Source organism: Arthrobacter sp. NPDC090010 (genome assembly GCF_044748305.1).
Classification (GTDB): domain Bacteria; phylum Actinomycetota; class Actinomycetes; order Actinomycetales; family Micrococcaceae; genus Arthrobacter_E.
In genome coordinates this window covers 13,504-37,086 of the sequence record NZ_JBIVFT010000004.1, presented here as the reverse complement: position 1 = coordinate 37,086, position 23,583 = coordinate 13,504, and the positions used below count along the sequence as shown (strand labels likewise).

18 protein-coding genes are annotated in these 23,583 nt (G+C 67.4%); 12 read left to right on the top strand and 6 right to left on the bottom strand.

Annotated elements, in window-relative coordinates; all coding sequences use genetic code 11:
* Nucleotides 1-10: 10 nt before the first annotated feature.
* Nucleotides 11-1,033 carry a LacI family DNA-binding transcriptional regulator gene (locus ACIPXZ_RS07905; protein WP_400592070.1) on the bottom strand — a complete coding sequence of 341 codons (1,023 nt, stop codon included), beginning with the start codon at nucleotides 1,031-1,033 and terminating at the stop codon, nucleotides 11-13.
* A gap of 150 nt (nucleotides 1,034-1,183) precedes the next feature.
* On the opposite strand from ACIPXZ_RS07905, the gene ACIPXZ_RS07900 reads away from it, so the two are divergent.
* Nucleotides 1,184-3,139 carry a glycogen debranching N-terminal domain-containing protein gene (locus ACIPXZ_RS07900; RefSeq protein ID WP_400592068.1) on the top strand — a complete coding sequence of 652 codons (1,956 nt, stop codon included), beginning with the start codon at nucleotides 1,184-1,186 and terminating at the stop codon, nucleotides 3,137-3,139.
* Here the strand turns inward: ACIPXZ_RS07900 and ACIPXZ_RS07895 are convergent.
* Both ACIPXZ_RS07895 and ACIPXZ_RS07890 read right to left on the bottom strand, forming a co-directional pair.
* Complete coding sequence (locus ACIPXZ_RS07895) at nucleotides 3,136-4,053, bottom strand: LysR family transcriptional regulator (protein WP_400592065.1); 918 nt, start codon at nucleotides 4,051-4,053, stop codon at nucleotides 3,136-3,138. The two genes, ACIPXZ_RS07900 and ACIPXZ_RS07895, sit on opposite strands and share 4 nt — an antisense overlap.
* 502 nt (nucleotides 4,054-4,555) lie before the next feature.
* The gene (locus ACIPXZ_RS07890; RefSeq protein ID WP_400592062.1) at nucleotides 4,556-5,893 is read right to left on the bottom strand and encodes an amidohydrolase family protein; all 1,338 of its coding nucleotides are present in this window, start codon (nucleotides 5,891-5,893) and stop codon (nucleotides 4,556-4,558) included.
* A gap of 179 nt (nucleotides 5,894-6,072) precedes the next feature.
* Here ACIPXZ_RS07890 and tdh point away from each other — a divergent pair, with 179 nt between their 5' ends.
* The 3 genes from tdh (at nucleotide 6,073) to hutI (ending at nucleotide 9,795) form a co-directional block, all read left to right on the top strand.
* Nucleotides 6,073-7,119 (top strand): L-threonine 3-dehydrogenase, encoded by a 1,047-nt coding sequence (gene tdh / locus ACIPXZ_RS07885; RefSeq protein WP_400592059.1) that lies wholly within the window; start codon nucleotides 6,073-6,075, stop codon nucleotides 7,117-7,119.
* A 93-nt stretch (nucleotides 7,120-7,212) separates the two neighbouring features.
* Nucleotides 7,213-8,427 carry a glycine C-acetyltransferase gene (locus ACIPXZ_RS07880; protein WP_400592056.1) on the top strand — a complete coding sequence of 405 codons (1,215 nt, stop codon included), beginning with the start codon at nucleotides 7,213-7,215 and terminating at the stop codon, nucleotides 8,425-8,427.
* Nucleotides 8,428-8,589: 162 nt separating this feature from the next.
* Nucleotides 8,590-9,795 carry an imidazolonepropionase gene (gene hutI, locus ACIPXZ_RS07875; protein WP_400592054.1) on the top strand — a complete coding sequence of 402 codons (1,206 nt, stop codon included), beginning with the start codon at nucleotides 8,590-8,592 and terminating at the stop codon, nucleotides 9,793-9,795.
* Nucleotides 9,796-9,876: 81 nt separating this feature from the next.
* Here hutI and ACIPXZ_RS07870 read toward each other — a convergent pair whose 3' ends face one another.
* Complete coding sequence (locus ACIPXZ_RS07870) at nucleotides 9,877-13,764, bottom strand: endo-alpha-N-acetylgalactosaminidase family protein (RefSeq protein WP_400592052.1); 3,888 nt, start codon at nucleotides 13,762-13,764, stop codon at nucleotides 9,877-9,879.
* Nucleotides 13,765-14,208: 444 nt separating this feature from the next.
* Between ACIPXZ_RS07870 and ACIPXZ_RS07865 the strand changes: the two genes are divergently transcribed.
* The 5 genes from ACIPXZ_RS07865 to ACIPXZ_RS07845 all read left to right on the top strand — a co-directional run bounded on the left by ACIPXZ_RS07865 (nucleotide 14,209) and on the right by ACIPXZ_RS07845 (nucleotide 18,806).
* Complete coding sequence (locus tag ACIPXZ_RS07865; RefSeq protein WP_400592050.1) at nucleotides 14,209-15,123, top strand: SIS domain-containing protein; 915 nt, start codon at nucleotides 14,209-14,211, stop codon at nucleotides 15,121-15,123.
* Nucleotides 15,124-15,185: 62 nt separating this feature from the next.
* The gene (locus ACIPXZ_RS07860; RefSeq protein WP_400592047.1) at nucleotides 15,186-16,139 is read left to right on the top strand and encodes an ROK family protein; all 954 of its coding nucleotides are present in this window, start codon (nucleotides 15,186-15,188) and stop codon (nucleotides 16,137-16,139) included.
* Nucleotides 16,140-16,201: 62 nt separating this feature from the next.
* Nucleotides 16,202-17,122, top strand: coding sequence for a 1-phosphofructokinase family hexose kinase (locus ACIPXZ_RS07855; RefSeq protein WP_400592044.1), 921 nt, complete (start codon nucleotides 16,202-16,204; stop codon nucleotides 17,120-17,122).
* Nucleotides 17,119-17,964: a ketose-bisphosphate aldolase gene (locus ACIPXZ_RS07850; RefSeq protein ID WP_400592041.1), complete on the top strand. Its 846-nt coding sequence runs from the start codon at nucleotides 17,119-17,121 to the stop codon at nucleotides 17,962-17,964. The genes ACIPXZ_RS07855 and ACIPXZ_RS07850 overlap by 4 nt, the downstream gene beginning before the upstream one ends.
* Nucleotides 17,964-18,806, top strand: coding sequence for a DeoR/GlpR family DNA-binding transcription regulator (locus ACIPXZ_RS07845; protein WP_400592039.1), 843 nt, complete (start codon nucleotides 17,964-17,966; stop codon nucleotides 18,804-18,806). Before ACIPXZ_RS07850 ends, ACIPXZ_RS07845 begins: the two co-directional genes overlap by 1 nt.
* Nucleotides 18,807-18,954: 148 nt before the next feature.
* On the opposite strand, the gene ACIPXZ_RS07840 is transcribed toward ACIPXZ_RS07845, so the two are convergent.
* Complete coding sequence (locus ACIPXZ_RS07840; RefSeq protein ID WP_400592036.1) at nucleotides 18,955-19,716, bottom strand: IclR family transcriptional regulator; 762 nt, start codon at nucleotides 19,714-19,716, stop codon at nucleotides 18,955-18,957.
* 161 nt (nucleotides 19,717-19,877) lie between these two features.
* Between ACIPXZ_RS07840 and ACIPXZ_RS07835 the strand changes: the two genes are divergently transcribed.
* Nucleotides 19,878-20,675 (top strand): Asp/Glu racemase, encoded by a 798-nt coding sequence (locus tag ACIPXZ_RS07835; RefSeq protein ID WP_400592033.1) that lies wholly within the window; start codon nucleotides 19,878-19,880, stop codon nucleotides 20,673-20,675.
* Nucleotides 20,672-21,919, top strand: a complete 1,248-nt coding sequence (locus ACIPXZ_RS07830) for an SLC13 family permease (protein WP_400592030.1) — start codon at nucleotides 20,672-20,674, stop codon at nucleotides 21,917-21,919. Before ACIPXZ_RS07835 ends, ACIPXZ_RS07830 begins: the two co-directional genes overlap by 4 nt.
* 68 nt (nucleotides 21,920-21,987) lie before the next feature.
* On the opposite strand, the gene ACIPXZ_RS07825 is transcribed toward ACIPXZ_RS07830, so the two are convergent.
* Nucleotides 21,988-22,668: a histidine phosphatase family protein gene (locus ACIPXZ_RS07825; protein ID WP_400592028.1), complete on the bottom strand. Its 681-nt coding sequence runs from the start codon at nucleotides 22,666-22,668 to the stop codon at nucleotides 21,988-21,990.
* A gap of 67 nt (nucleotides 22,669-22,735) precedes the next feature.
* Between ACIPXZ_RS07825 and ACIPXZ_RS07820 the strand changes: the two genes are divergently transcribed.
* Nucleotides 22,736-23,560, top strand: coding sequence for a CPBP family intramembrane glutamic endopeptidase (locus tag ACIPXZ_RS07820; RefSeq protein ID WP_400592026.1), 825 nt, complete (start codon nucleotides 22,736-22,738; stop codon nucleotides 23,558-23,560).
* Nucleotides 23,561-23,583 lie beyond the last annotated feature (23 nt).

The window sequence follows — 23,583 nt, the reverse complement described above, 5'->3', positions numbered from 1 at the left end:
GGGTGGTGATTCAGTCGAGGGCCCGCGAACTGTCGCGGACCACGAGGGTGGGTTGCAGGACCGCGGGGGCGCCGGGCCCACCGCCGTCGAGCTGGGTGAAGACGGCGTCGAGCACCCGGCTCGCGCAGTCCTGGACGGGCTGGCTCACCGAGCTCAGTCCGATGGCGGCCGCCGTGGGGGAGTCGTCGAAGCCGACGACGGCGGCACCGGAGGCCTGGTACGCGCCGATGGCCAGCGAATCGGAGGCGCAGACGAAGGCGGTGGCGCCGCGCTCGCTCAGAGCACGGGCCGCACGGCCGCCTTCCAGGATGCCGTCGGAATCCCGGGTCACGAGGTTCTGGACGTCGGATGCTCCCAGACCGGTCGCGCTGAGCGTCTCCTGCCAGCCGCGTTGCCGGTCCGCGCCCGTGCCCGAGCCTTCGGGCCAGCCGATGAAGCCGATTCGCCGGTGCCCCAGCTCCAACAGATGACGGGTTGCTGCGGCGGTTCCGGCGGCTCCGTCGACGTCCACCCAGGGGTGTTGGACACCGGCCTCGGGCAGATCCCAGGGACGGCCGAACACGGCGTAGGGGATGCCACGCTCGGCAAGCCATTCGTAGCGGGAGTCGGAGGCATGGGTGCCGAAGAGCACGAAACCGTCGCTGGCGCCTTCCCGGGTGAGGCGTTCGAACTGGCGGCGTTCCGACGCGTCGGAGTCCGCGGTGTAGAGGGTGATCCGGTACTGATGTTCCTCGGCCTGCTGGGCGAGGGAGTGCAGGAAGCTGTCCAGCACGGCCCCGCCGATGCCATCCCGGACAGGTTCCAGGCGGAAACCCAGGGTGCGGGAGCGCGAGGTACGCATCTGGCGAGCGGCCGCGCTACGGACGTAGCCGGTGTCCCGGATGGCTGTGAGTACACGTTCCAGAGTTTCCGGCTGCAGCCGCTCGGGGTTGTTGAGCGCATTGGAGACGGTCTGCCGGGAGACACCCGCGTAGGCGGCGACGCTGGAGACGGTGGGACGTCCCGCCGGGATCGCATCCTTGCCCTGTGCCACGTGAGCCTCCTTGCTGTCGAATCTCAACGTCTCCTTTGAACGATCAAACAGGAGAAGTCGAGATGTGATTTGATTGATCAAATTGCGCGGTGAGACAAGAATTGTCCAGTGACGCCCACCCTGTCAAGACTGCCGAGAGGAACCGAGGACATGCCCGAGACCCTGCAGCCCTTCCTGTCCGGACTGGAGGCGGTGTTCAGTGCCCCCACCCAGGCCTGGTCCGATCCAGACGGCCAGATCGGCGCCCCGGACGACGAACGGCAGACCCGCGAAGGAACCATGGACGGTGTGCTGCACTCCGATGTCCGCGTGCTCAGCCGGGCACGGCTCACGGCTCGCGACGCCGTCCTGGAACCGGCCGGAAGCCACCGGCGTGCCGACGGAGCGTTCGTGTCCGTCGCTCTTCTGCGGAGTGCGGCTTTGGGCGATGGGACGGCCGACCCCGTGGTCCGGCTGCGTCGCATCCGGGCCGTCTCCGCAGGCAGGATGACGGAGGAGCTGGAGCTCAGCAGCGCCACCGCACAGCCCGTCACCGTGCGGCTGCGGCTTGAATTGGCGGCCGATCTCGCCACCATGGAGGAGATCAAAGCCGGACGACGACACCCGCCGCTTCCGGCCCGCGAGGGGGCGGCCCCGAACGTGCTGAGCTGGGGTGACGGCGTGGTGGAGGTCGGCGTTCAGGCTGCCGGCGCCGACGTCGACCTCTCCGACCCCGCGGCCCCCGCGCTGAGCTGGACGCTGAGTGCCCGGCACGGCCACCCCGCCGTCGTGCGATGGAGCCTCGACGCGGAGGACGCCCAGCAGGCGGTGAGCGGCGCCGAACGCCGGATCTCCTGGGCGAAGGCCGAGGAACGATTGTCCCGGACGGTCCCCGACCCGCGGCTCGGCCGGTACCTGCGCCGCTCCTTGGCAGACCTGGACGGGCTGCATCTGCAGCTTCCCGGACGGCCCGAATGTCACTTCCTGGCGGCCGGAGCGCCCTGGTTCTTCACGCTCTTCGGACGCGACTCGCTCTGGGCGGCACGCTTCCTACTGCCGGTGGACCACGAAGTCGCGCTGGGCACCCTCCGTACGCTCGCGGCCTTCCAGGGAACCCGCCAGGACCCCGCTTCCCAAGAGGAGCCGGGGAAGATCATGCATGAACTCCGCCGCGCCGGCCTGACGCTGCATGACGGTGCCGTGAGTCTGCCGCCGGTCTACTACGGGACGGTGGATGCGACGCCGCTGTGGATCTCCCTGCTGCACGACGCCTGGGAGGCCGGGGCGGACCAGGCGGGGATCCGGGAGCTGCTTCCGGCCGCCGTGGCGGCCGTGCGCTGGGTGGAGGCCGGGCTGGGCGACGGGTTCCTCAGCTATGAGGACACCACGGGTCACGGCCTGGCCAACCAGGGCTGGAAGGACTCCGGGGACTCCGTGCAATTCCGCGATGGCCGCCTGGCGGAAGCGCCCATCGCCCTCTCCGAGGTTCAGGCCTACGCCCATGAGGCGCTGCTGAAGGGCGCGACCCTCCTGGAGGCCTTCCCGGAGGAAGAACTGGTGAGCGGGGAGGAGGCAGGGCGCTGGCGGGAGAATGCGCGTGCCCTCGCCCGGCGGTTCCGGGAGGCCTTCTGGCTGGAGGACGAACGCGGCCCCTACGTGGCCATCGCTCTGGATGCTGCGGGGAATCCGGTGGACAGCGTGACATCGAACATGGGGCACCTGCTGGGCACCGGGCTGCTGGGCCGGGAGGAGGAGCGGGCCGTGGCCCGACGCCTGGTGCACCCGGGAATGGACTCCGGTTTCGGGCTGCGGACGCTTGCGGTGGAGAGCGCCGGCTACTGGCCGCTGAAGTACCACGGCGGGAGCGTCTGGGCTCATGACACCGCGATCGCGATCCGAGGTCTGCTGTTGGCCGGTCGGCGTGAGGAAGCCCGGACGCTGGCTGAGGGGCTGCTGCGGGCGGCCGAGTCCTTCGACTACCGGATGCCGGAATTGCACTCCGGGGTGGGCCTGGATGAGTCCGATCGTGCGCTTCCGTACCCCGCGGCGTGCCGGCCGCAGGCGTGGTCGGCGGCCTCCGCCGTCGTCGTTGCGGAAGCTTTGGCCTCGGAGCTATCCCGGGACTAGTCGACCAGCGCGGCCATGACATCCTGGAACGCCTCGGCGACCCGGCGCACGCTGCGTCGTTCGAGCGCTTCGGGGCGTGCGAGGAGGTCGATGCAGCGGCGCGTGTCGAAGCCCGCCAGGGGGCGGAGGACGACGCCGTCGGGCAGTTGCTGGCTGAGGGCGGCCCGCGAGGTGTAGCGGGGGAGAAGGCCGAGCACCCCGCCGCCCGCGACGAGGGCGGCGACGGTCGAGTAATCATTGATGCGGTGCACGATTCGCAGGGGGGTGCTGGCGAGAGCCGCGACGGCGGTGAGGACGTCGTCCGGGGAGTAACCCGGCCGGCTGGTCACCCAGGGTTCTGTGGCGACGTCGGCGGCCGTCAGTTCCCGCTGCCCGGCCAGAGGGTGGCCGGATGGAAGTGCGACATCCAAGGGTTCCCTGGTCAGCTCGATGACGGCGACCCGGTCTTTCGGCCAGGGTGGGCTGTGCTCCATGCGATGGGCAAGGACCAGGTCATGGCGCGCGGTCAGCGCCGGGAAATCCTGTTGCGCAACGTCCTCGTCGGTGAACTGGACCATCGGCTGGCCCGGTCCGGACAATGCGCGGCTGAGCGGGGCGAACAACGCCTGCCCGGCGGAGTGGAATCCGCTGACCGTCACAGCGGCGTCGGGGGCGTCCTGAAACGCGTCGATCGACGCACGGGCCTGTGCCATGGCGGCGACGACGGCGGCACCCGCGTCCGCGAGCACCTCACCGGCCTCTGTCAGGACGAGATTGCGGCCGTCCTTGCGGGTCAGGGGCACTCGGACACTGCGCTGCAGCAGGGTGAGCTGCTGGGACACGGCCGAGGGCGTGACCATCATGGCCTCTGCGACGGCCTTGACGCTGCCGAGTTCGCCGAGTTCGCGCAGGACTTCGAGCTGACGGATATCCATCGGCTCATCCTAAATCGTTCCGGGTTTCGATGAAGTATTCCTGAAGCGTGGACGGGTTCGGCATCGTGATTGAGCCTGGGTTTCACCGGCGCCGAGTCCGCTACTGGTGCCGGGCCCGTCTTCCCGCCGAGTCCGCTACTGCCGGGTCCAGGGGTAGCCGAGTCCGCTATTGGGGGGGGGGGGGGGGGGGCCCCCGGGGGGGGGGGGCCCCCCCCCCCGCCCCCGGGGGGGGGGGGGGCCGCCGGGGGGGGGGGGCGGGCGGGCGCTCTTTCGGGGGGTGCGTGGGGGGGGCCTTTCTTTCCCACCCCCCCGCGCCCGGGGGGGGGGGGGGGGCCGCCCCCCCCCCCCGGGGGGCCCCCCCCCCCCCCCCCCAATAGCGGACTCGGCCCGGTGCAGAACCTTGGATAGCGGACTCGGCGCCGGTGATGGGAGGGCGCCGGCGATGGGAGGGCGGGGGTGCGGGGAGGGCCCGGACGCGCCGGGGCCTGCCCCGCACCTCGTCTCAGAGGCCGTTGCGGACCACGACGCCCTGCGCGACGACGGCTCGGACTTTCTCCAGGGCCGTGCCATCGCTCAGGGGATCGGCATCCACGACGACGGCGTCGGCGAACCCGCCGGGGACGAAGCGCCCGGCCTTGCCCTCGAATCCGAGCAGTCGCGCGGAGTACGTGGTCGCCGCACGCAGGGACTCGAGTGCGGAGAGCCCTGCCTCGTGAAGGCGCCTGACCTCGCGGCCCAGCGGGACGACGTCCGTTCCGAAGGAGTCGGTGCCCGCCACGATCGTCACCCCGGCTTCGTGGGCGGCACGCACCGCGGCCTGGTGGACGGGCGTGTATTCCTTGCCCCGGGCGGCAAGGATCGGGTTGCTGTCGGAAGCCATGCTGTCCACGGCCTCCAGGGTCGGGGTGAAGTAGGTTCCCCGCCGGGACATCTCCGCGATGGTCCGTTCCGTGACGAAGACGCCGTGCTCGATGCTGCGCACCCCGGCCCGGACGGCCCCGTCGATGCCCTCCGCACTGTAGGCGTGGCACAGAACCCCTGCGCCACGCGCGGCCTTGACGATCGAGCCGATCTGTTCCCGGCCGTAGACCAGTTCGCGCGGATCCTGTTCCGGGATCCCGGCCCGCGGGTTCGCCCGGGTCTTGATGACCTTGGCGCCACGGGCCAGGTTGATCCGTGTGAAGTAAGCCAGGTCCTGGGGGTCCCGGATGCCGTTCCTGAGCGAGGCCAGGGGAGCGAGGTCCGGATCGGCGAGGATCGAGTCGCCCTGATCCGGTGAGATGAAGAGTCCCGCCGCCCGCATCCGCGGCGACAGTCCAGGTGCCCAGTCCGGGAGTGCTGCCAGGGTGATGTCCTGGTAGAAGGTGCTGGTCCCGCTCCGCATGCTGGTGGTGCCGTTCTGCAGGTGCAGCCGGACGTCCTCCAGCCCGTTGGCGTGCACATGCGCATCCACCAGGCCAGGCACCACCCAGCGGCCGTGCGCGTTCAGCACCGTGGCGCGCTTTGCGACCGCGGCTACCGCCCTGCGGGTGGTATCCCGGCTTCCGACGGCGGTGACACTGCCGCCGTCGAGCACCAGGACGCCGTCCTCCAGGGCGTGGCCCGTGAGCGGATCGACGATGGTGCCGCCTTCAATGATGACCGCGCCCGCGGTCCGGCGCCTTCCGGGATAGGACGGAACGGCGCTTGCTTCTGAAGCCTGGGCTCCTGGTGCCAGTGCCAGCTGGGAAGCGACGGTCGCGGCGGAGATGCCGGCCAGGGCTGCGGCTCCTGCGAGGATGCCTCGTCGGGGGAGCCCGGACGGAAGTGCCGGTCCGCTGTCGTGGTCATGGGTGCACATGGTCTCTCCTGTGTGGCTGGGGAATTCGGGGAAATGAAGACACCATATTTGGGATACCAAATGAGAATCAAGTCACGCGGCAATGTGACGCGTCTCGCTCTAATGATGAAGCGATCCTTAATTGTTGAGTGAGACACTTGAGCTTGTTCTAAGCCTTCAGAGGGCATGTAATGGGACTCATGAAGGCTCTCTACAAGTCCGGCGCGCAGCCCGGCTTCGAACTGGTGGATCGTCCCGAACCCGGCACCGGCGCCGGCGACGTGAAGATCCGCGTCCACACCACCGGCATCTGCGGCACCGATCTGCACATCCAGTCCTGGGACGCCTGGGCGGCCAGCACGATCAACGCGCCCCTGATCGCCGGACACGAGTTCTACGGTGAGGTCGTGGAGGTCGGCGAAGACGTGCGCGACGTCAAGGTCGGAGACCGGATTTCCGGCGAAGGCCACGTGGTCTGCGGCATCTGCCGTAACTGTCGCGCCGGCCGCCGCCAGATGTGCATCCACACCTCCAGCGTGGGTGTACAGCGCGACGGCGCCTTCGCCGAGTACGTGGTGATCCCGGAGGAGAACGTCTGGGTCCATCAGGACCCCAGTGTGACCGCCGAACTCGGCGCCGTCTTCGACCCCTTCGGCAACGCCGTGCACACCGCGCTCAGCTTCCCCTTGGTGGGAGAGGACGTCCTCATCACCGGCGCCGGCCCCATTGGTCTGATGGCCATCTCGGTGGCCCGCCATGCGGGTGCTCGCAAGATCGCCATCACCGATGTCTCGGAGAGCCGTCTGCAACTGGCCCGTGACATGGGCGTCGATCTCGCCGTCGACGTCTCCAAGATGCGCATCCGCGACGCGCAGCGTGAGCTCGGCATGCGGGAGGGCTTCGACATCGGCCTGGAGATGTCCGGCCACCCCACGGCCCTGCCGGAGATGATCGAGAACATGAACCACGGCGGGCGCATCGCCATGCTCGGCCTGCCCAGCCAGTCCATCGACATCGACTGGGGCAAAGTGGTCACCCACATGCTGACCCTCAAGGGCATCTACGGCCGGGAGATGTTCGAGACCTGGTACGCCATGAGCGCCATGCTCTCCTCCAACCCCACGCTGCACCGCAACATCTCCGCCGTCATCACCGACGTGCTGCCCGCCACCGACTGGGAGAAGGGCTTCGAAGCCGCCCGTGGTGGACACGGCGGCAAGGTCGTGCTCGACTGGCGGAACATCTGACCGCCGGCTTCTTCGCGGACGACGACGGCGGCGCGGCTGAGCGCGCCGTCGTCGGCCGTCGACTCGATCCTCCTGCCTGACGAAAGGACCACTATGTACGGTCTCATCAAGGACCAGCTCGCCACCGAACTCGACGAGATCCGCGGCGCCGGGCTCTTCAAGGAAGAGCGCAACATCACCTCGGCACAGTCCAACCGCATCACCGCGGGCCCTCTGGGAGCGCCCGTGCGCGAGGTCCTGAACTTCTGCGCCAACAACTATCTGGGCCTGGCCGATCACCCGGAGATCATCGCGGCCGCCAAAGACGCCATGGACAGCCACGGCTTCGGCATGGCGAGCGTCCGGTTCATCTGTGGCACGCAGGACCTGCACCTCGAGCTGGAACGCAAGGTCTCCGCGTTTCTCGGCACCGAGGACACGATCCTCTTCTCCAGCTGCTTCGACGCCAACGGTGGTGTGTTCGAGTCCCTCTTCGGCCCCGAGGATGCGATCGTCTCGGACGCCCTGAACCACGCCTCGATCATCGACGGCATCCGGCTTTCCAAGGCCCGCCGCTTCCGCTATGCGAACCAGGACATGACGGATCTGGAAGCCAAGCTCCGCGAGGCGACCACCGCCACGGACTCCCAGGCCGCCGCCCGCCGCGTGGTCGTTGTGACCGACGGCGTGTTCTCCATGGACGGATACCTTGCACCGCTGCGCGAGATCTGCGATCTGGCGGACAAGTACGGCGCGCTGGTGATGGTGGACGATTCGCACGCGGTCGGTTTCATGGGCGCCACCGGCGCAGGCACTCCGGAGCATGCCGGTGTGAGTGACCGCGTGGACATCTACACCGGAACCTTCGGCAAGGCCCTCGGCGGAGCGTCCGGCGGCTACGTCTCGGGCCGCTCCGAGATCGTGGCCATGCTGCGGCAGAAGGCCCGGCCGTACCTCTTCTCCAACTCTCTCGCCCCGGCCATCGTCGCCGCGACCCTCAAGGCGCTGGAGTTGGTCCAGGACTCCGCGGAGCTGCGGGAGCGCCTCTTCGAGAATGCGGCGTTGTTCCGCCGCCGGATGACGGAGGAGGGTTTCGAGCTGCTGGACGGTGAGCACGCGATCATCCCAGTGATGTTCCACGACGCGGTGCTGGCTGCCAAGGTCGCCGCGTCGATGCTGGAGCACGGTGTCTTCGTGACCGCGTTCAGCTTCCCCGTGGTGCCTCGCGGCGCGGCCCGCATCCGGGTCCAGCTTTCCGCCCGGCACACCCCGGAGGACGTGGAGGCCTGCGTTCAGGCGTTCGTCGCCGCCCGCGCCGAGTCCGCCTGAGGCCTGGCCAGGATCGACTGCTCCGTAAGTGTCGTTTTGAGGGGTCAGAACGACACCTACGGAGCAGTCGATGGTTAAGGGCCGCGTTAGGTCCGGGATCCCGGACACGGCTCGGCACGGAGGTGGAGCGGTGGACACGGCTTCACCGGAAGAATGGGAAGCATGAGCCTCCTGATCACCAACATCGCCGAACTCATGACCCAGGACGCCGAGCGCCGGGTCCTGAAGGACGCCGCCGTCGTCATCGAGGGCGAGCGCATCTCCTGGATCGGACAGGCCTCTGAGGCCCCCGCCGCGGACACCGTTCACGATGCCCAGGGACGCGCTCTGCTCCCTGGCTGGGTCGACTCCCACACCCACCTGGTCTTCGCCGGGGACCGGACCGCCGAGTTCGAAGCCCGCATGGCAGGGGAGAGCTACAGCGCCGGCGGCATCGGCGTCACCATGAACGCCACCCGGGCCGCTTCGGATGAGGAGCTCCTCGAGCTTGCCCGGGCCCGCCGTGCCGAGGCCCTGCAAGGCGGCACCACCTATCTGGAGGCCAAGACCGGCTACGGCCTGTCCACCGAGCACGAGGAAGCGCTCGCCCGCGTGACCGCGCAGGTGGCCGACGAAGTCACCTTCCTCGGCGCGCATCTGGTCCCGAAGGGCACTGAACCGGAAGCCTATGTGAACGAGGTGGTCGGGCCGATGCTGGCCGCCGTCGCGCCGTACGCGCAATGGGCCGATGTCTTCTGCGAGCGCGGCGCCTTCGACGAGGCTCAGTCCCGCCGCGTGCTGGAGGCCTGTGCCGCGGCCGGGCTCAAACTGCGCGTGCACGGCAACCAGCTGGGCCCGGGCGCCGGCGTGCGCCTCGCCGTCGAGCTCGGCGCCGCGAGCGTCGACCACGTGAACTACCTTGAGGACGCCGATGTGCTGGCGCTCGCGGAGAGCTGGGATGCGTACGACGGCGGCCGCGGCCCCCGTGGCACCGTCGCCACCTGTCTGCCCGCCTGCGATCTCTCGACGCGCGAACCGCTCGCGCCGGGCCGTCGCCTGCTCGACGCCGGGGTCCAGGTGGCCATCGCCTCGAACCTGAACCCAGGCACCAGCTACACGAGCGCCATGAACTACTGCGTCACAACGGCCGTGCTCCAGATGGGTCTGAGTGTGCACGAGGCCGTGCGCGCCGCGACCTTCGGCGGCGCTCTCGCCCTGCACCGTGAGGTGGGTGAGGATGTGGATGGCCGCCGCGCGGTCGGTTCCATCGCCGTCGGGCACCGTGCCGATCTACACCTGCTCAACGCCCCGAGCGCCACCCACCTGGCCTACCGCCCGGGCATGCCCCTGACCCACGCCGTCTGGCAAGCCGGCGTGAAGGTGGTCTGAGCCGCCCACCCTCCCCGCGAAGTAACAGCTGACGCCCCAAAAACCAGGTTTTTGGGGCGTCAGCTGTTACTTCGCGGGGGGTCAGCAGCTGAAGCGCGCCCCACCCCAATCGGCGTGGTCGTTACCGTTGCCGTCGGCCGTGGGATCTGCCACGAGTTCGACGTACTGCGCTCCGCTCAGATCCACATCCAGGTGAACGGTGGCCGAATCCGGACGCATGACCGGGGTGCTCACCTTGCTCTGGCCGTCGGCCACCACGCTGAAGATCACCGAGCCACGGCTCTTCTGCACGTCGTCGATGCCGACATCCGCTGTGAAACGGGTGCACTGGCCACCGAGGAAGTACTTGATGGTGGACGGTGCGTGCGAACCCAGGCCTTTGGGGTAGACGACGCCGTTGAGCGTGATCGGCGTGCCGTCGCCCGCGCCCTGCTCGCCATTGGACAGATCCTTCTCCACCGGTCCCCAGCCGTTGCTCGCGCTCACCCAGTCGTGGCCACTCGCGTAGACGTCACCCTGTGGGGGCTTGGGCAGCGTTTTGACGCCGACGTCGGCGCTCGCCGCCCGTGCACCCACCGGGTCCACAGTGGTCCGGTAGCCTCCGGTGACGCCGATCGTGTAACTCCCGTCGGCGTCGAGCGGGGCCGTGACCGACCAGGTGGTGGTGAGCTTGCCACCGGCAGCGACGGTGGCGGCCGTGGCGGGGGTCTTGGCCTCCGCGGTCCAGCCGGCCGGCAGTTTCAGTGACACGGTCACATCACTGATCGCTGCGGGCTCGTTGTTGTTCAGCACCGTGGTGAACTCGCTGGGCTTCCCCTGCTGGAACACGTCGCCGCCGAGCTTGCCCGAGACGGTCGCGCAGGCCGGGACGTCCTGAGCCGGTCCGAGGTCCTCGATCCGGAAGTCGTCCAGCACGAAGTCGGCGCCGTCGGCGGAACCGGTGCGATTCAGACCCGTGAAGTAACTGCCGCATGAGCCCGTGGCGAAGTCCTGGCTGAATCGGGTGGTGCTGGTCCTGGACGGCAGCGGCACGCTGTTCGAGGTGACGGGTGAGGCGGCATCGTAGCCCCAGACCCAGGCGTATTCGCCGGCCTTGGAGTTCTGGTAGTCGAAGGAGACCCGGTAGTTATGGCCGGGACTCAGTTTCACCGTGGAGTCGCTCGTGCGGTACACCAGCCCGCTGTTCTCCTCGTGGGCCACCAGGGAGAAATCACCGTTCAGGGTCTTGTCCACCACATTCTGGTACCAGCCCTTCTGAGTGTAGGGAGCGTTGCGGATGCTCAGGTGCGTGCGAGGGTCATTGGCACCGCCCGCAGCACCTTTGACGAACGGTCCCCAGCCCTGGTCCACGTGTTCGAAGTCCTCGCTGACCAGTGCCTTCCCGTTCACGACGTCTGCCGGGACGGCAGCGGTGCGGACGACCCGGAAGTCGTCCACCCGGATCTTCGCATCCCCGGCTCCGGCACTGAGGCGGACCGTGGGACGAACCCCTGCAGGAACGTCCACGGGAACGGAGACACGCTGGAAGTAGCTGTCCCGCTTCTCGTCTGCGCCCACATAGTTGCGGGCCGTGGAGCGTTCGATCACGTAGTCACGGACGGTCCCGTTGCCGAGATCCACGGACAGCTTCGCCGGGCGCTGCTTGCCTGGTTCGACCTCCACCCAGGCACTGACGGAATAGCTGCCGGGCTCCAGCGAGCCGAGACGCTGAGAGATCGAAGACGTGCCGCTGCCGAGTTCGGCGTAGCGGCGTCCCTTGGCATCGCGGATCTGCTGGACGGCCCCCTGGGGGTGCCAGGCGGTGAGATCAGAGCCGTTGAAGCCGGGATCCGTGAACGGGGTGCCGGTGCCGAAGGATGCCGTGGCGGGCAGCGAGGTGGCCTTGCCGCGGGGCACCAGGACATAGGGCTGTCCGGCGTCGGCGCTGAGGGTCACCGAACCGTTGACCACGGGGACCGTGGCGACGCGGGTGCGCCCGTTGTCGCCGAGCTTGTAGACCGTCAGCTCCTTGGCATTCGCGAAGCCCTTTCCGAGCTGCCACGTGCTGCTGCCACCGGCCGGGTTGTAGTGGTAGAGCTTGTCATCGTGGCCATTGGCCTTCGAGGACCAGGGCAGCAGGTAGCTGCCGCCGTTCAGGACGGTGACGCCGCCGGCCATGATCTTGCGGGTGTCCGCGCTGCTGCCGGTGACGGTCACGCCGTCGCTGAGGTCGATGGCCTCGGGGGTCCAGCGCATGATCTCGTGGTGCTGCAGGAACTTGGTGGGCAGATCGGCCTCCCAGATGTTCTTGCTGAAGGCGTTGTAGTCGTTCTGACCGGTCCATCCCTCGAACTCCACGATGTGGCTTCCGCCCAGCCGGACATCCGGATTCCAGACATCGGCCTGGCTGTTGTTGACGAAGCGCAGCACCTGGGAGTTGATGCCCTTGTTATCGGTGCCGCCGTAGTTCTCGTCATTGGCCCAGTGGGACCAGGTGTTGTTCCGGTTCAGGGAGTATGCCCATTCCGAACCCACACGGAAGCCGTTCTTGACCAGCTCGTCCTGGATCTTCTGCGCCACCCAGCCATAGGAGTAGTAGACGTCGACGTAGACGAAATCGAGGTTCTTGTCCGTGGCCTTGCGGAGTTCCTTGATCCTGGCGGCCAGTTTGCCGCTGTTGATGTCGGCCCGCTGGTCGATCCCGTACGACTGGTCGAGCCAGTTCCATCCCTTGCTCTTGCCTGCGGTGAGCAGCTCGTCGGTGAAGGACTTCGCCTCGGGATAGATCTCTGTGGCGTTGACATGGACCCCGAGACGGGCGTTCCACTTCGCCCCTTCCGAGGCCAGGGTGTTGAGGTCTTTCAGGCCTCCGGCGCGCTGGTTGAAATTGTCCCCGTAGTCGGTGTTCGCGGAGTCGTGTCCTTCGGAGGTGTAGCCCTTGAGCATGGCCACCTGACCTAGGCCATCGGTGGCCAGGGAGATGCGCTTGACGTCGTCCAAGGTGCGCAGGAACGGGTGCGTGGCCTGGGAGGCGAAGTTGAACGGGATGTGCGTGATCACATTGTCGGCTGTCTGCTCGCCCTTGTTGGGCCGCACGGCGATGGACCGCAGGGCGACGGCGGCATCCTGCCAGTCGACTTTGGCGTCAGCGTTCGCGTCGGCGGTGATGGCGACCTTGGCCCAGGGCAGCTCCTCCGTGGTGCTGGAGCCCTGAGCCCGGTAGAGCCAGGATCCGCTGGTGATGGAGGCGCGACGGCTTCCGTCCGCGGCGGCCGTGACCTGGCTGAGGAAGCGGTTGCCATCCAGATTCGCGGGACCGGAGGAAGCGTCGTAGAGCGAATTGCTCTCCACGGCCGCCGCCAGGGAGTCGGTGGTGGCGAGCGCGTAGGCCGAACCCTTCGGGGCGGCGTCCACCGGGGTGGTGGAGGTGATGGGTGTGAAGCTGTCGCCGTTGCCGTTCCGGTTGGTGGACAGCCTGGTGGTGATCAATTGCGCGCCCGGTTCGGCGGACGTGACGCTGACCAGGCTCAGCCCCGGGATCTCCAGGCTTGCGACCCGGTTGGCGGCTGTGTCCCGGATGGCCGTGACACGGAAGCTCAGCTGATTCTTCTGGACGCTGAGAACCGCGTCGAGGGAGACCCCGGGAAGCGCTGTGGGGCGGAGAGTGTAGGTGATGCTGGAACCGTTGATCTTCCTGGAACTGACGATGACGGCCTGCTGGGTCCCGTTGATCTTGAGACTGCTGACGGCCTGATCGTTTCCTGCCAGCCGGGCTCCGGTGGCCCGGTCGAGATAGGACACGACACGGGGGAAGTCCTTGGCGACGGTGACCGCCAGGGCCCCGCTGACCAGGACTTCCTCGCCTGGCTTGGGGACTGGTGGCCGGGTGGTGGTGGGCTGGACCGCGGCGATGTCCGACGTCGGTGTGGAACCCCAGGCGGGCACGGTGCCCACCATTCCGGCAAGGGGGAGTGCGAGTGCCCCTGCCATGCCTAGGGCAACCCCGCGTCGCGTGGGTGCGTGAATCCTCAAAGGATGCTCCTCTCTGAGCGAAAAAGTGCGGTAATGATTACTATTGTTCAAAGTGGCGTGGATCACAAGGAGAATCCGATCCTTTTTGATCGAAGTGACGCTTCGCGCTCAGAAGTGGGCATGCCGACAGGCGGGCGGGCTGAGCGCCGAACCGCGCGTGAAGGACTCCCGGCGAGAGGTGTCCAGGGGTGGCGACGCCCCGCCGTCAAGCCGATCCGGGTGTTCGCGAGCGTCCGGACCGCGAAAACGGGGCTGCGGATGTAGACGTTTCGCCGGGGATGCAGTAGCGTAAAACTGATTGATTTGGTCCGAGTCCAAGCATGTTTGATCACGAGTTTCGTGATTACCGCTCAGCCCCGGGATCGAATACTCAGACGACACGCACTAACAAGGAGTCACACGATGACGGAGTCCGTTCTCGGCGCCTACATGGACGAGGAACTCAGCTCTCAGCCCCAGGTCTGGGCGCAGGCGCAGGCGCAGAGCCGCGAGGAGGAGCTTCTTCCCGCCAAGGGGCAGAAGATCGCCGTCATCGGCTGTGGAACGTCCTGGTTCATGGCGCAGAGTTATGCGACCGCCCGCGAAGCGGCGGGCCATGGAGTGACGGATGCCTTCGCGGCCTCGGAGTCCTTCCTGGCGCACAACAGCCCGGAACGGGGGTACGACGCGGTCATCGCCATCACCCGCTCCGGCACCACCACGGAGGTGCTGGACGTTCTGACCCAGCTCAAGGGCAAGGTCAGGACCATCGCTTTGATCGGCGACATCAACTCCCCGATCGTGGAGCTGGCGGACGTCGTCATCGGCCTGCCCTATGCCGATGAGCGTTCCGTCGTGCAGACCCGCTTCGCCACCACGGCCCTGGTCTATCTCCTCAGCAGCCTCGGCGAGAGTTTCGATCTCGCGATCGAACAGGCCAAGACGGCCGTCAGCGAGCCTGTGGATCAGGAACTGCTGGACGCCGAGCAGTTCACCTTCCTCGGCCGCGGCTGGACCGTCGGCCTGGCTCACGAAGCGGGCCTGAAGATGAGGGAAGCGGTCCAGGGCTGGACGGAGTCGTACCCTGCGATGGAGTACCGTCACGGCCCCATCTCCATCGCTGCTCCCAACCGGGTCACCTGGCTGTTCGGTGAGGAGCCCGAGGGGCTCTCCGGCGATGTCGCCAAGACCGGAGCCCGTTACATCAATTCCGGGCTGCACCCGCTGGCGGACCTTGCCCGTGTTCACCGGGTCACCCTGGAACGGGCCCGCGTCCGCGGCCTGAATCCGGATCTTCCGCGCAACCTGACCCGATCGGTCATCCTCGACGAGGCCTGAAACCTCATCGCGTCCGGTCTCCGCCGGACGCGATGATCTCCGGCGAGATGCCGGCGCAGAACATGGCACGGACAGAACAGGACAGCATGGCACTGGGATTCGCGGACGCGGGAGTACTCGCCTTCGACGTGGGCGGAACGGACATGAAGTCCGGGGTGGTCACGGCGGACGGTTCGGTGCTGGGTCTGAAACGGCATAAAACCCCTCTGGACCCGGCTCGACCCGGCGAGGCCATCCTCGAGCGGATCGCCGAACTCTTCGCGGAGTACAGCCGGCAGTATCCGGCGGGAACTTTCGAAGCCGTCGGGATCACGGTGCCCGGGCTGGTGGACGAGGCCAACGGCATCGGAATTTACTCGGCCAACCTCGGTTGGAGGGACTTCCCCTTCCGCGAGCGGGCCGAACAGCTCCTGGGCCTTCCGGTCGCCTTCGGCCATGACGTCGCCAGCGCCGGTGCCGCGGAGATGGAACTCGGCGCCGCTCAGGAGTTTCAGGACGCCATGATCATGGTGGTCGGCACCGGGATCGCGGCCGCCATCTTCACCTCGGGACAGGCGGTGAGCGCGGGAGGGTTCGCCGGGGAGATCGGCCATGCCATGGTGCCGGACCCGGACGGGAGCGGTGCCGTGATCCTCGAATCGGTGGGCAGCGCCGGGGCCATCGCCAAGCGGTACCGGCGACACACGGGGACCGAGGTGGATGGCGCGCGCGAGGTGCTGGAACGTGCGCTCACCGGCGAACCGGAAGCGCTGAAAATCTGGAATCAGGCGGTGGAGGCGCTCGCCTTCAGCATCTGCCAGTGCGTCTCGATCCTCGGCACCGAGGCCGTGGTGATCGGCGGAGGACTCTCCGCAGCGGGCGAGGCCCTGCTGGATCCCCTGCGTCACGCCGTCGACGACGCGCTGGACTTTCAGCGCAGGCCCGTCATCCGTGCGGCCAGCCTGGGACAGGACGCCGGAATGCTCGGCTCCGCCCTCCGGGCGAGGGCGAGGCTACTGGAAGCGAGGCTTCCATGACGGCACCGGAGCCGGTCGAGAGGGAGAGCCTCCCCGTGGGGAGGCCAGGCAGAGTCCTCACCGTGACACCGAACCCGGCCATTGACACCAGCTACTTCCTGCCGAAGATCGAACACGGTGCAAGCCATCGGGTCCAGGCGCCGGTGATCCGGGCCGGAGGCAAGGGTCTCAACGTCTCCAGGGTCGCCCACCAGCAGGGGTACGCGACGCTCGCCGTGGCGCCGGTGGGCGGGGCTGCGGGCGAAGCGTTCCGTGCAGAGCTGAAGAGCAGCGGAGTCCCGTACGCTCTGGTTCCCGTGGCCGCTGAAACCCGGCGCAGCATGGCCTTCGTCGAAGAAGAACTGGGCGACACCACCATCTTCAACGAGGGCGGCCAGCCGCTCGACGCCGGTGAATGGCAGCGGCTCGCAGCCGCCGTCGTCGACGGCCTTCAGGACGCGGCTGTCCTGGTCGGTTCCGGCAGTCTGCCGCCGGGAGCGCCCGCCGACTTCTATCCGGCGCTCGTGACGCTGGCGCATCAGCACGGGGTGCCCGCCATCATCGACACCTCTGGACCGGCGATCCTCGCCGCCGCTCGCGCAGGAGCGGACCTGCTGAAGCCGAACCATCACGAACTCCTGGAGGCTTTCGGCGGAAACGACACGGGTGCCGCGGCGCGCAAACTCCTGGAGCTCGGCGCCCGCATGGTGGTCGTCAGCTCCGGAAGCGAGGGCATGCGACTCTACTCAGCCGGGCATCCCGGGAGCAGCTGGTCCGCGCGGCTCCCCGAAGCATTGTGGGGCAACCCGACCGGTGCCGGTGACGCCGGCGTCTCCGCGCTGGCCACGTGTCTGGCCGAAGGGATCGAGGATCCTGAACAGCTGCTGAGGCGTGCCGCGTCCTGGTCTGCCGCCGCCGTTCTGATGCCCGCCGCCGGCGAGATCTCACCGAGCCACACCGAAATCGAACAACGCCTGATCGTCACCCTGGAGGAAACCGCATGAGCCTGGTCAGCACTCGAAGCATCATGGAGCGCGCCGTCGGGCGGGGCAGCGGACAGGGCGCTTTCAACGTGATCCATCTGGAGACCGCGGAAGGACTGATCGCGGGGGCTGAGATGGCCGGACTGCCGTTGATCCTGCAGATCTCGGAGAACTGCGCCACGTATCACGGCGGACTTGAACCTCTGGCCCTGGCCTCCCTCTCCGCCGCGCGTGCGGCGGGCGTGGACATCGCGCTGCACCTCGATCATGCCGAGAGCGAGGACTTGGCCCGCCAGGCGGTGGACCTCGGCTTCGGCTCGATCATGTACGACGGCGCGCACCTCGAGTATGAGGAGAACGTCGCCTCGACAGCCCGGGTCCGGGAGTACGCACACGCCGCGGGCGTCTACGTCGAGGCGGAGCTCGGCAAAGTGGGCGGCAAGGACGGGGCGCATGCACCGGGAGTGTTGACCGATCCTCAGGAGGCGCGGGACTTCGTCGCCGCCACCGGGGTGGACGCACTCGCCGTCGCCGTCGGTTCCTCGCATGCCATGACCAGCAGGGATGCCCGGCTGAATCTGGAGCGGATCGCCGAGCTGCACGCTGCATTGGAGGTTCCGCTCGTGCTGCACGGCTCGTCCGGGGTTTCAGACGAGAACATCCAGGCGGCGATCCGGGCCGGTATGACCAAGATCAACGTCTCGACGCACCTTAATGGTTTCTTCACCCGGGCCGTGCGCGAGTACCTTGGATCACATCCGGATATCGTGGATTCCCGGAAGTACCTGGGGGCGGGTCGAGCTGCACTGATTCCTGAGGTGGCCCGACTCCTGACTCTCTTCGACACTGCGGAGCGTGCTTGATGAACCGGACAGACCGTCTGACAGCCATTCTCGACCTTCTGGCCGAACACGGCCAGATCGAGGTGGAGGACATAGTCACCCAGCTCGGCGTCTCGCCTGCCACCGCGCGGCGCGACCTCGATTCGCTGGCCAAACAGCGTCTTCTCAGCCGTACCCGGGGCGGTGCCACCACGGGAGCCGTCTCCTACGATCTGCCGGGCCGGTACAACCGTGACGACAATGCCGAAGCCAAACAGCAGATCGCGCTGGCGGCCTCGGCACTCGTCCAGCCCTACATGGTGGTCGGCCTCGGCGGTGGGACCACCAGTACGGCCCTCGCTCAGGTCCTCGCCACCCGGGACGATCTGAACGCGCCGTCGAACCGTCCCACGCTCACCGTGGTCACCAACGCCATCAACATCGCCACGCAGCTGGCGGTGCGCCCGAACATCAAGATCATGGTGACCGGCGGGATCCTGAATCCGCGGTCCTACGAACTGGTGGGCCCGTTCACGGACACCATCATGCAGAAGGTGGCCCTGGACATCGCATTCATCGGCGTCAACGGGGTGGACCCGGTGCTCGGTCCCACCATCAACGACGAAGGTGAAGCGCAGGTCAACTCGCTCATGGCCAAACGTGCCCTGGAGGCCTACATCCTGGCCGACTCGTCCAAGGTCGGCAAGCGGGCCTTCGCCACCATGCATGGTTTCCAGATGCGTAATCTGATCACGGACGAGGGCATCGCGCCCAAGGATCTCAAGGCGTTCCAGGACCGCGGGACTCAGGTGCTCGTGGCCCAGGCGGGCTCCGTGGAGCAGGCCGCTGCCGTGGAGCCGGTCGACGCACTGCTGGGGGACTGACCCGCCCAGTTCGCCGAGTCCGCTACCGAGGGCGCGAGTCCGCTACCCGGGACAGCGGATTCACGCCCTCGGTAGCGGACTCGGCTGGCTGTCCGGACCGGTTCTTTGCAACGAGCAGCGGTTCTGGCGATGGAACGACGGCGACGATCTACAGACCCAGTGCCCGGCTGGCGCGTGTAGCCGCCTGCCGGACCAACGGCACAAGGCGTGTGATGTCCTCCGGAGCGAGGCGTTGCGTCGGCGCCCCGATGCCGATCACGGCGGCAAGTTCACCCTCATGATCGAAGACCGGCGCGCTCACTGACCCGGCCCCATCGTCCCGCTCGTCGAGCGCCACGGCGTATCCGTCTTGTTTCGCCTTCGCCACCTGGGAGTCCAGCATGTCGACGTCCGTGGGCGTGGACGTCGTGTAGGGGTGCAGACCTGCCGCCAGGGCGTCGGCCCGGGCGCCCTGATCGAAGGCGAGAAAGATCTTCCCGGGAGCGCCGGCGTGCAGTGGCATCACCATGCCCACGCGGAAGAGCCGCACGACGACGTGCCTGCTCTGAGCGACCCCGACCACCGTGCGGAGGCCGCGGTCCCGGACGTAGAGGCAGGCGGTCTCTCCGCTCTCCTCGCTGAGACTCACCAGTGCCGGGCGGGTTTGCGTCACCAGGTCCAGACCCAGGGTGCCCGGTGCGGCCCACCGGACGAAAGCCAGGCCGATCCGATGTTTGTCGCCCGTTCGGTCCAGGAAACCTTCCCTGACGAGGTTGTGAACGAGCCGTTGGCACGTGCTGCTCTGGACGCCTGACATTCTCGCGATCTCGCTGAGCGTCAGTTCCGGTCTCTCGACGGAAAAGCATCCCAGAATGCTTTTGATCTTGCCGAGGACGAGCAGCGGCGGGGTGCCACCGGGTCGCTCAGTCATAGTGCTCCTTCGAGATCGGCCCCATGGAATCCGCCGGGGTCGAGGGGATTGACGCATGCCGGCGATCAGTATATAAAACTCACATTATGATTTTGACAATCACAATGTGAGTTTCACTGTCGACCGCAAAGACGCGAGAAGACCACCTCGAAGGAGCCCCGATGCCAGATCTCGCCGCAATGTGTTCCGTCCCCTCCGCCCGTGCTGCGGACCTGTCCAGGATCGGACTGATCGTGCCCAGCTCGAATACGACGATGGAGACCGAACTCCCGGAACTCTTCAGGCGTCAGAGCGAAGCGACCGGTCATCGGTTCACCTTCCATTCCGCCCGGGCGGTGATGAAGACCGTCAACCAGGCTGAACTTGCGGCCATGGTGGACAAGGCGCACGACTGCGCCGTTGCCGTCTCCGATGCTGCGGTGGACGTGATCGGCTACGCCTGTCTGGTTGCGGTGATGGCTCAGGGGCGGGGTGCTCATGCGGAATCCGAACGGGTGATTTCGGAGGCCGCCGCCGGCAACGGGCACCCGGCGGAGGTGGTGAGCAGTGCGGGCGCCCTGGTTCGTACCCTCCGGAGGCTCGGAGCACGGCGAATCGCCATGGTGACGCCGTACATGCAGCCGTTGACGGATCTGGTCCGCGCCTATATCGAGGCGGAAGGCATTGAGGTGATGGACGCCGTCGCCCTGGAGGTCGCGGACAATCTGGAAGTGGGCCGACTGGACCCGGCTGCTCTGCCCGGGATCGTGAGCAGGCTCCGGCACGAGGGGGCCGACGCGCTGGTCCTGTCCGCCTGCGTGCAGATGCCGTCGTTGGCTGCGGTGCAGCCGATCGAGGATGCCTTGGGGTTGCCTGTGATCACGGCGGCAACCGCCACGGCTCACGAAATTCTCCTCGCGCTCGGACAGACACCGCAGATCACCGGTGCGGGCCGGCTTCTGTCGGGGACGACGGCATGATCACGGTCTGTGCGTTCGGGATCTTGATACTGGCCTTCGCGATCGGGTCGCTGACGAGTATCAATGCCGGTCTTGTCGCCATTGTCGCGACGTTTGCCGTCGGCCTCACGGTGTCTGAGCTGAACGGCAAGCAATTGTTCGCGCTCTTCCCCGCTGAGTTGTTCTTCACGCTCGTCGGGACGACGCTGCTGTTCGGGATCGTCCGTGCCACTCAGACCATCGATCTGCTGGCTCAAGGGGCCGAACGGCTTGCCCGCGGCCGTCGGGGGCTTGTGCCGGTGCTGATGTTCCTGCTCACAGCGGCATTGGCTTCGTTCGGTGCCTTCACGCCGGCAGCCGTGGCGATCGTGGCGCCGGTCGCGCTTCCGTTGGCCCGCCGATTCAGGGTCCATCCATTGGCGATGGGCCTGGTCATCGTGGAGGGAGCCAACGCAGGAGCTTTCTCGCCGGTCAACCCGTTCGGCGTGGTGGCCAACCGCATGCTGGCCGACGCCGGTGCCGCGGGGGCGAGCCTGCAGCTGTACCTTCAGTGTCTTGCCGCGAATGCCGTGCTCGGTCTGGCCGGCTACCTCGTCGTGCAGTGGTGGGCACGACGTCGGGGGAGGATCGAGGATCCCGCCCTCAGTGAGACGGACGAGGTGAAGACGGTCGGGTTCAGCCCCATGAGGATCCTGTCCTTGACGGGGATCCTCGCTCTGTTGATCCTGACGCTCGGTTTCGGGCTCAATGTGGCCGTGGCCTCGCTGGGCATCTCCTTGGTGCTCATCGTGGTGAAGCCTTCGGTCCAGAAGCAGGCGCTTGCGGAGCTGCCTTGGTCGGCGATCCTTCTGGTGTCCGGAATCGTCATGTACGTCGGCCTGCTTGAGGCGATGGGAGCGGTCGGAAAACTGGAAGAACTCGTGGCCGGGGCAGAGCAGGGGTCGGTAGCCGCCTTGCTGACGAGCTACATCGTCGCAGTGGTCTCGGCCTTCGCCTCGACGACCGGCACCTTGAGCGCAATCAGTCCGTTGGTCGCATCGATTCTCGCCGGTGGCTCCTTGTCTGCTCTCGGAGTGGTCACGGCGATCTCGATCTCCTCGTCGGTCGTCGACGTGAGCCCCATGTCGACGACCGGAGCGCTCCTCATGGCCAGCGCCAAACAACAAGACGAGCGCTTGTTCTTCCGCATGCTGCTCGCTTGGGCCCTCGTCATGGTTCTGATCGTCCCCGTGCTCGGCTGGGTCGTTTTCGTCCTGATGGGTTGAGCGGCCCGGCCCGAGGCACTGCCGGGGGGAGTAGCGTCGAGGGTCCGATCGCGTCTGGGAGGCGCCGTTCAGAAGCGCAGCTGAGGTGCGTCCAGAACGGTCGCCGTCTCGCGGCAGTCGGTCCATTGGCTGAACGGTGTGTCCAGGCGGTACTTGCCATCGCCCTGGCGCATGAGGGTCCGGATCTCCGCGTTACCGGGGTTGTTGAGGGATTCGAAGTACTCCACCGACCAGTGGAACCAGCGCATGCAGAACAGGCGCATGGTCAGGCCGTGCGTCACCAGCAGGGTGTTGGGTGCGTAGCTGGGCTTGGACCAATGGCGGTACAGCGTCTCCATGAAACTGGAGATGCGGTCGTAGACGTCCGAGCCTGATTCCCCCTCCCGGAAACGGTAGAAGAAATGACCGTAGGCATTGCGCAGTTCCTTCTGATCCGCGATGTCCCCGGCGATCTGGAAATTGGCCCAGTCCTGTTCCCGCAGGCGAGGCTCTTCGATGACCCGCTCGGTGAGGTCGCCCAGAGCCAGCGCCTCCAGCGTCTGGTATGCGCGGAGGTACGGGGAGACGTAGACGCAGACCTGCTGGCCGTCCAGCTGACGCCGGATGCGTTCGCCGGCCTCCCGGGCCTGGGCGAAACCCTGTTCGGTGAGCGGGATGCGGTAGTCCGGCACACGGTTGTAGATGCCGGTGTCCACATTGGCCGCCGATTGGCCGTGCCTGATCATGATGATTTGCTGCGGCGCGCTCATGGGTACAGCCTAGGTCCCCGGCCCGCCGCGGCGCGCGGGACACAGGTGCCGAAACTACAGTGGTGACATGGCCCGCCTGAAGTCGCTCACGCCGTCGTCGTCCCTTGACGTGGAACCGCTCGCTCTTGGGGCTCAGCGCAAGCGGCTCGGCTGGGAGATCGGCCTCCTGTTCGCCCTCTCGCTGGGGCAGTCGGCGGTGTACTCGGTGGTGCAGCTCGCCGACAAACTCAGCCGTGGCCCGCTCGTGTCCGCGACCTCGACGCTCAACGCCCCGCAGAGCACGCGCGAAGTGTTCGATCTGATCTATCAGCTGCTCGACATCGTGTTCTCCCTGGTCCCGGTCTTGCTTGGTTTCTACCTGCTCATGACCTTCCTGCCGTGGGCCGGCGCGGCGCGGCTGCGTCCCTGGCGGGGCATGGGCCTCGACTGGCGACGCCCGGTGCGCGACGGAGGTGCTGGACTTGCGCTTGCGGTGGGGATCGGTGCGGGGACGCTTGGTCTCTATGCGGTGGGCCGTGCTTTGGGGATCACGACGGCGATCATTCCGGCGGCGCTCGACGCCTACTGGTGGACGGTTCCCGTGCTCGTGCTCTCCGGCATCCGTCACGGAATCCTGGAGGAGACCCTGGTGGTGGGCTACTTGTTCCGCAGGCTGGGCCAGCTGGGGGTCCGGCCGGGATGGATCCTGCTCATCAGTGCGGTGCTGCGGGGCAGTTACCACCTGTACCAGGGGTTCGGGCCGTTCCTGGGAAACGTGGTCATGGGGCTGGTGTTCGGCTGGGTGTACTTGCGCTGGGGCCGGGTGATGCCGCTGGTCATCGCCCACGCGCTCCTGGATGTCGGAGCCTTCGTGGGCTATGACCTGCTGGGGAAGGCCACAGGCCTCGGCTAGCCCGCGGCGACGACGTCCCGGTC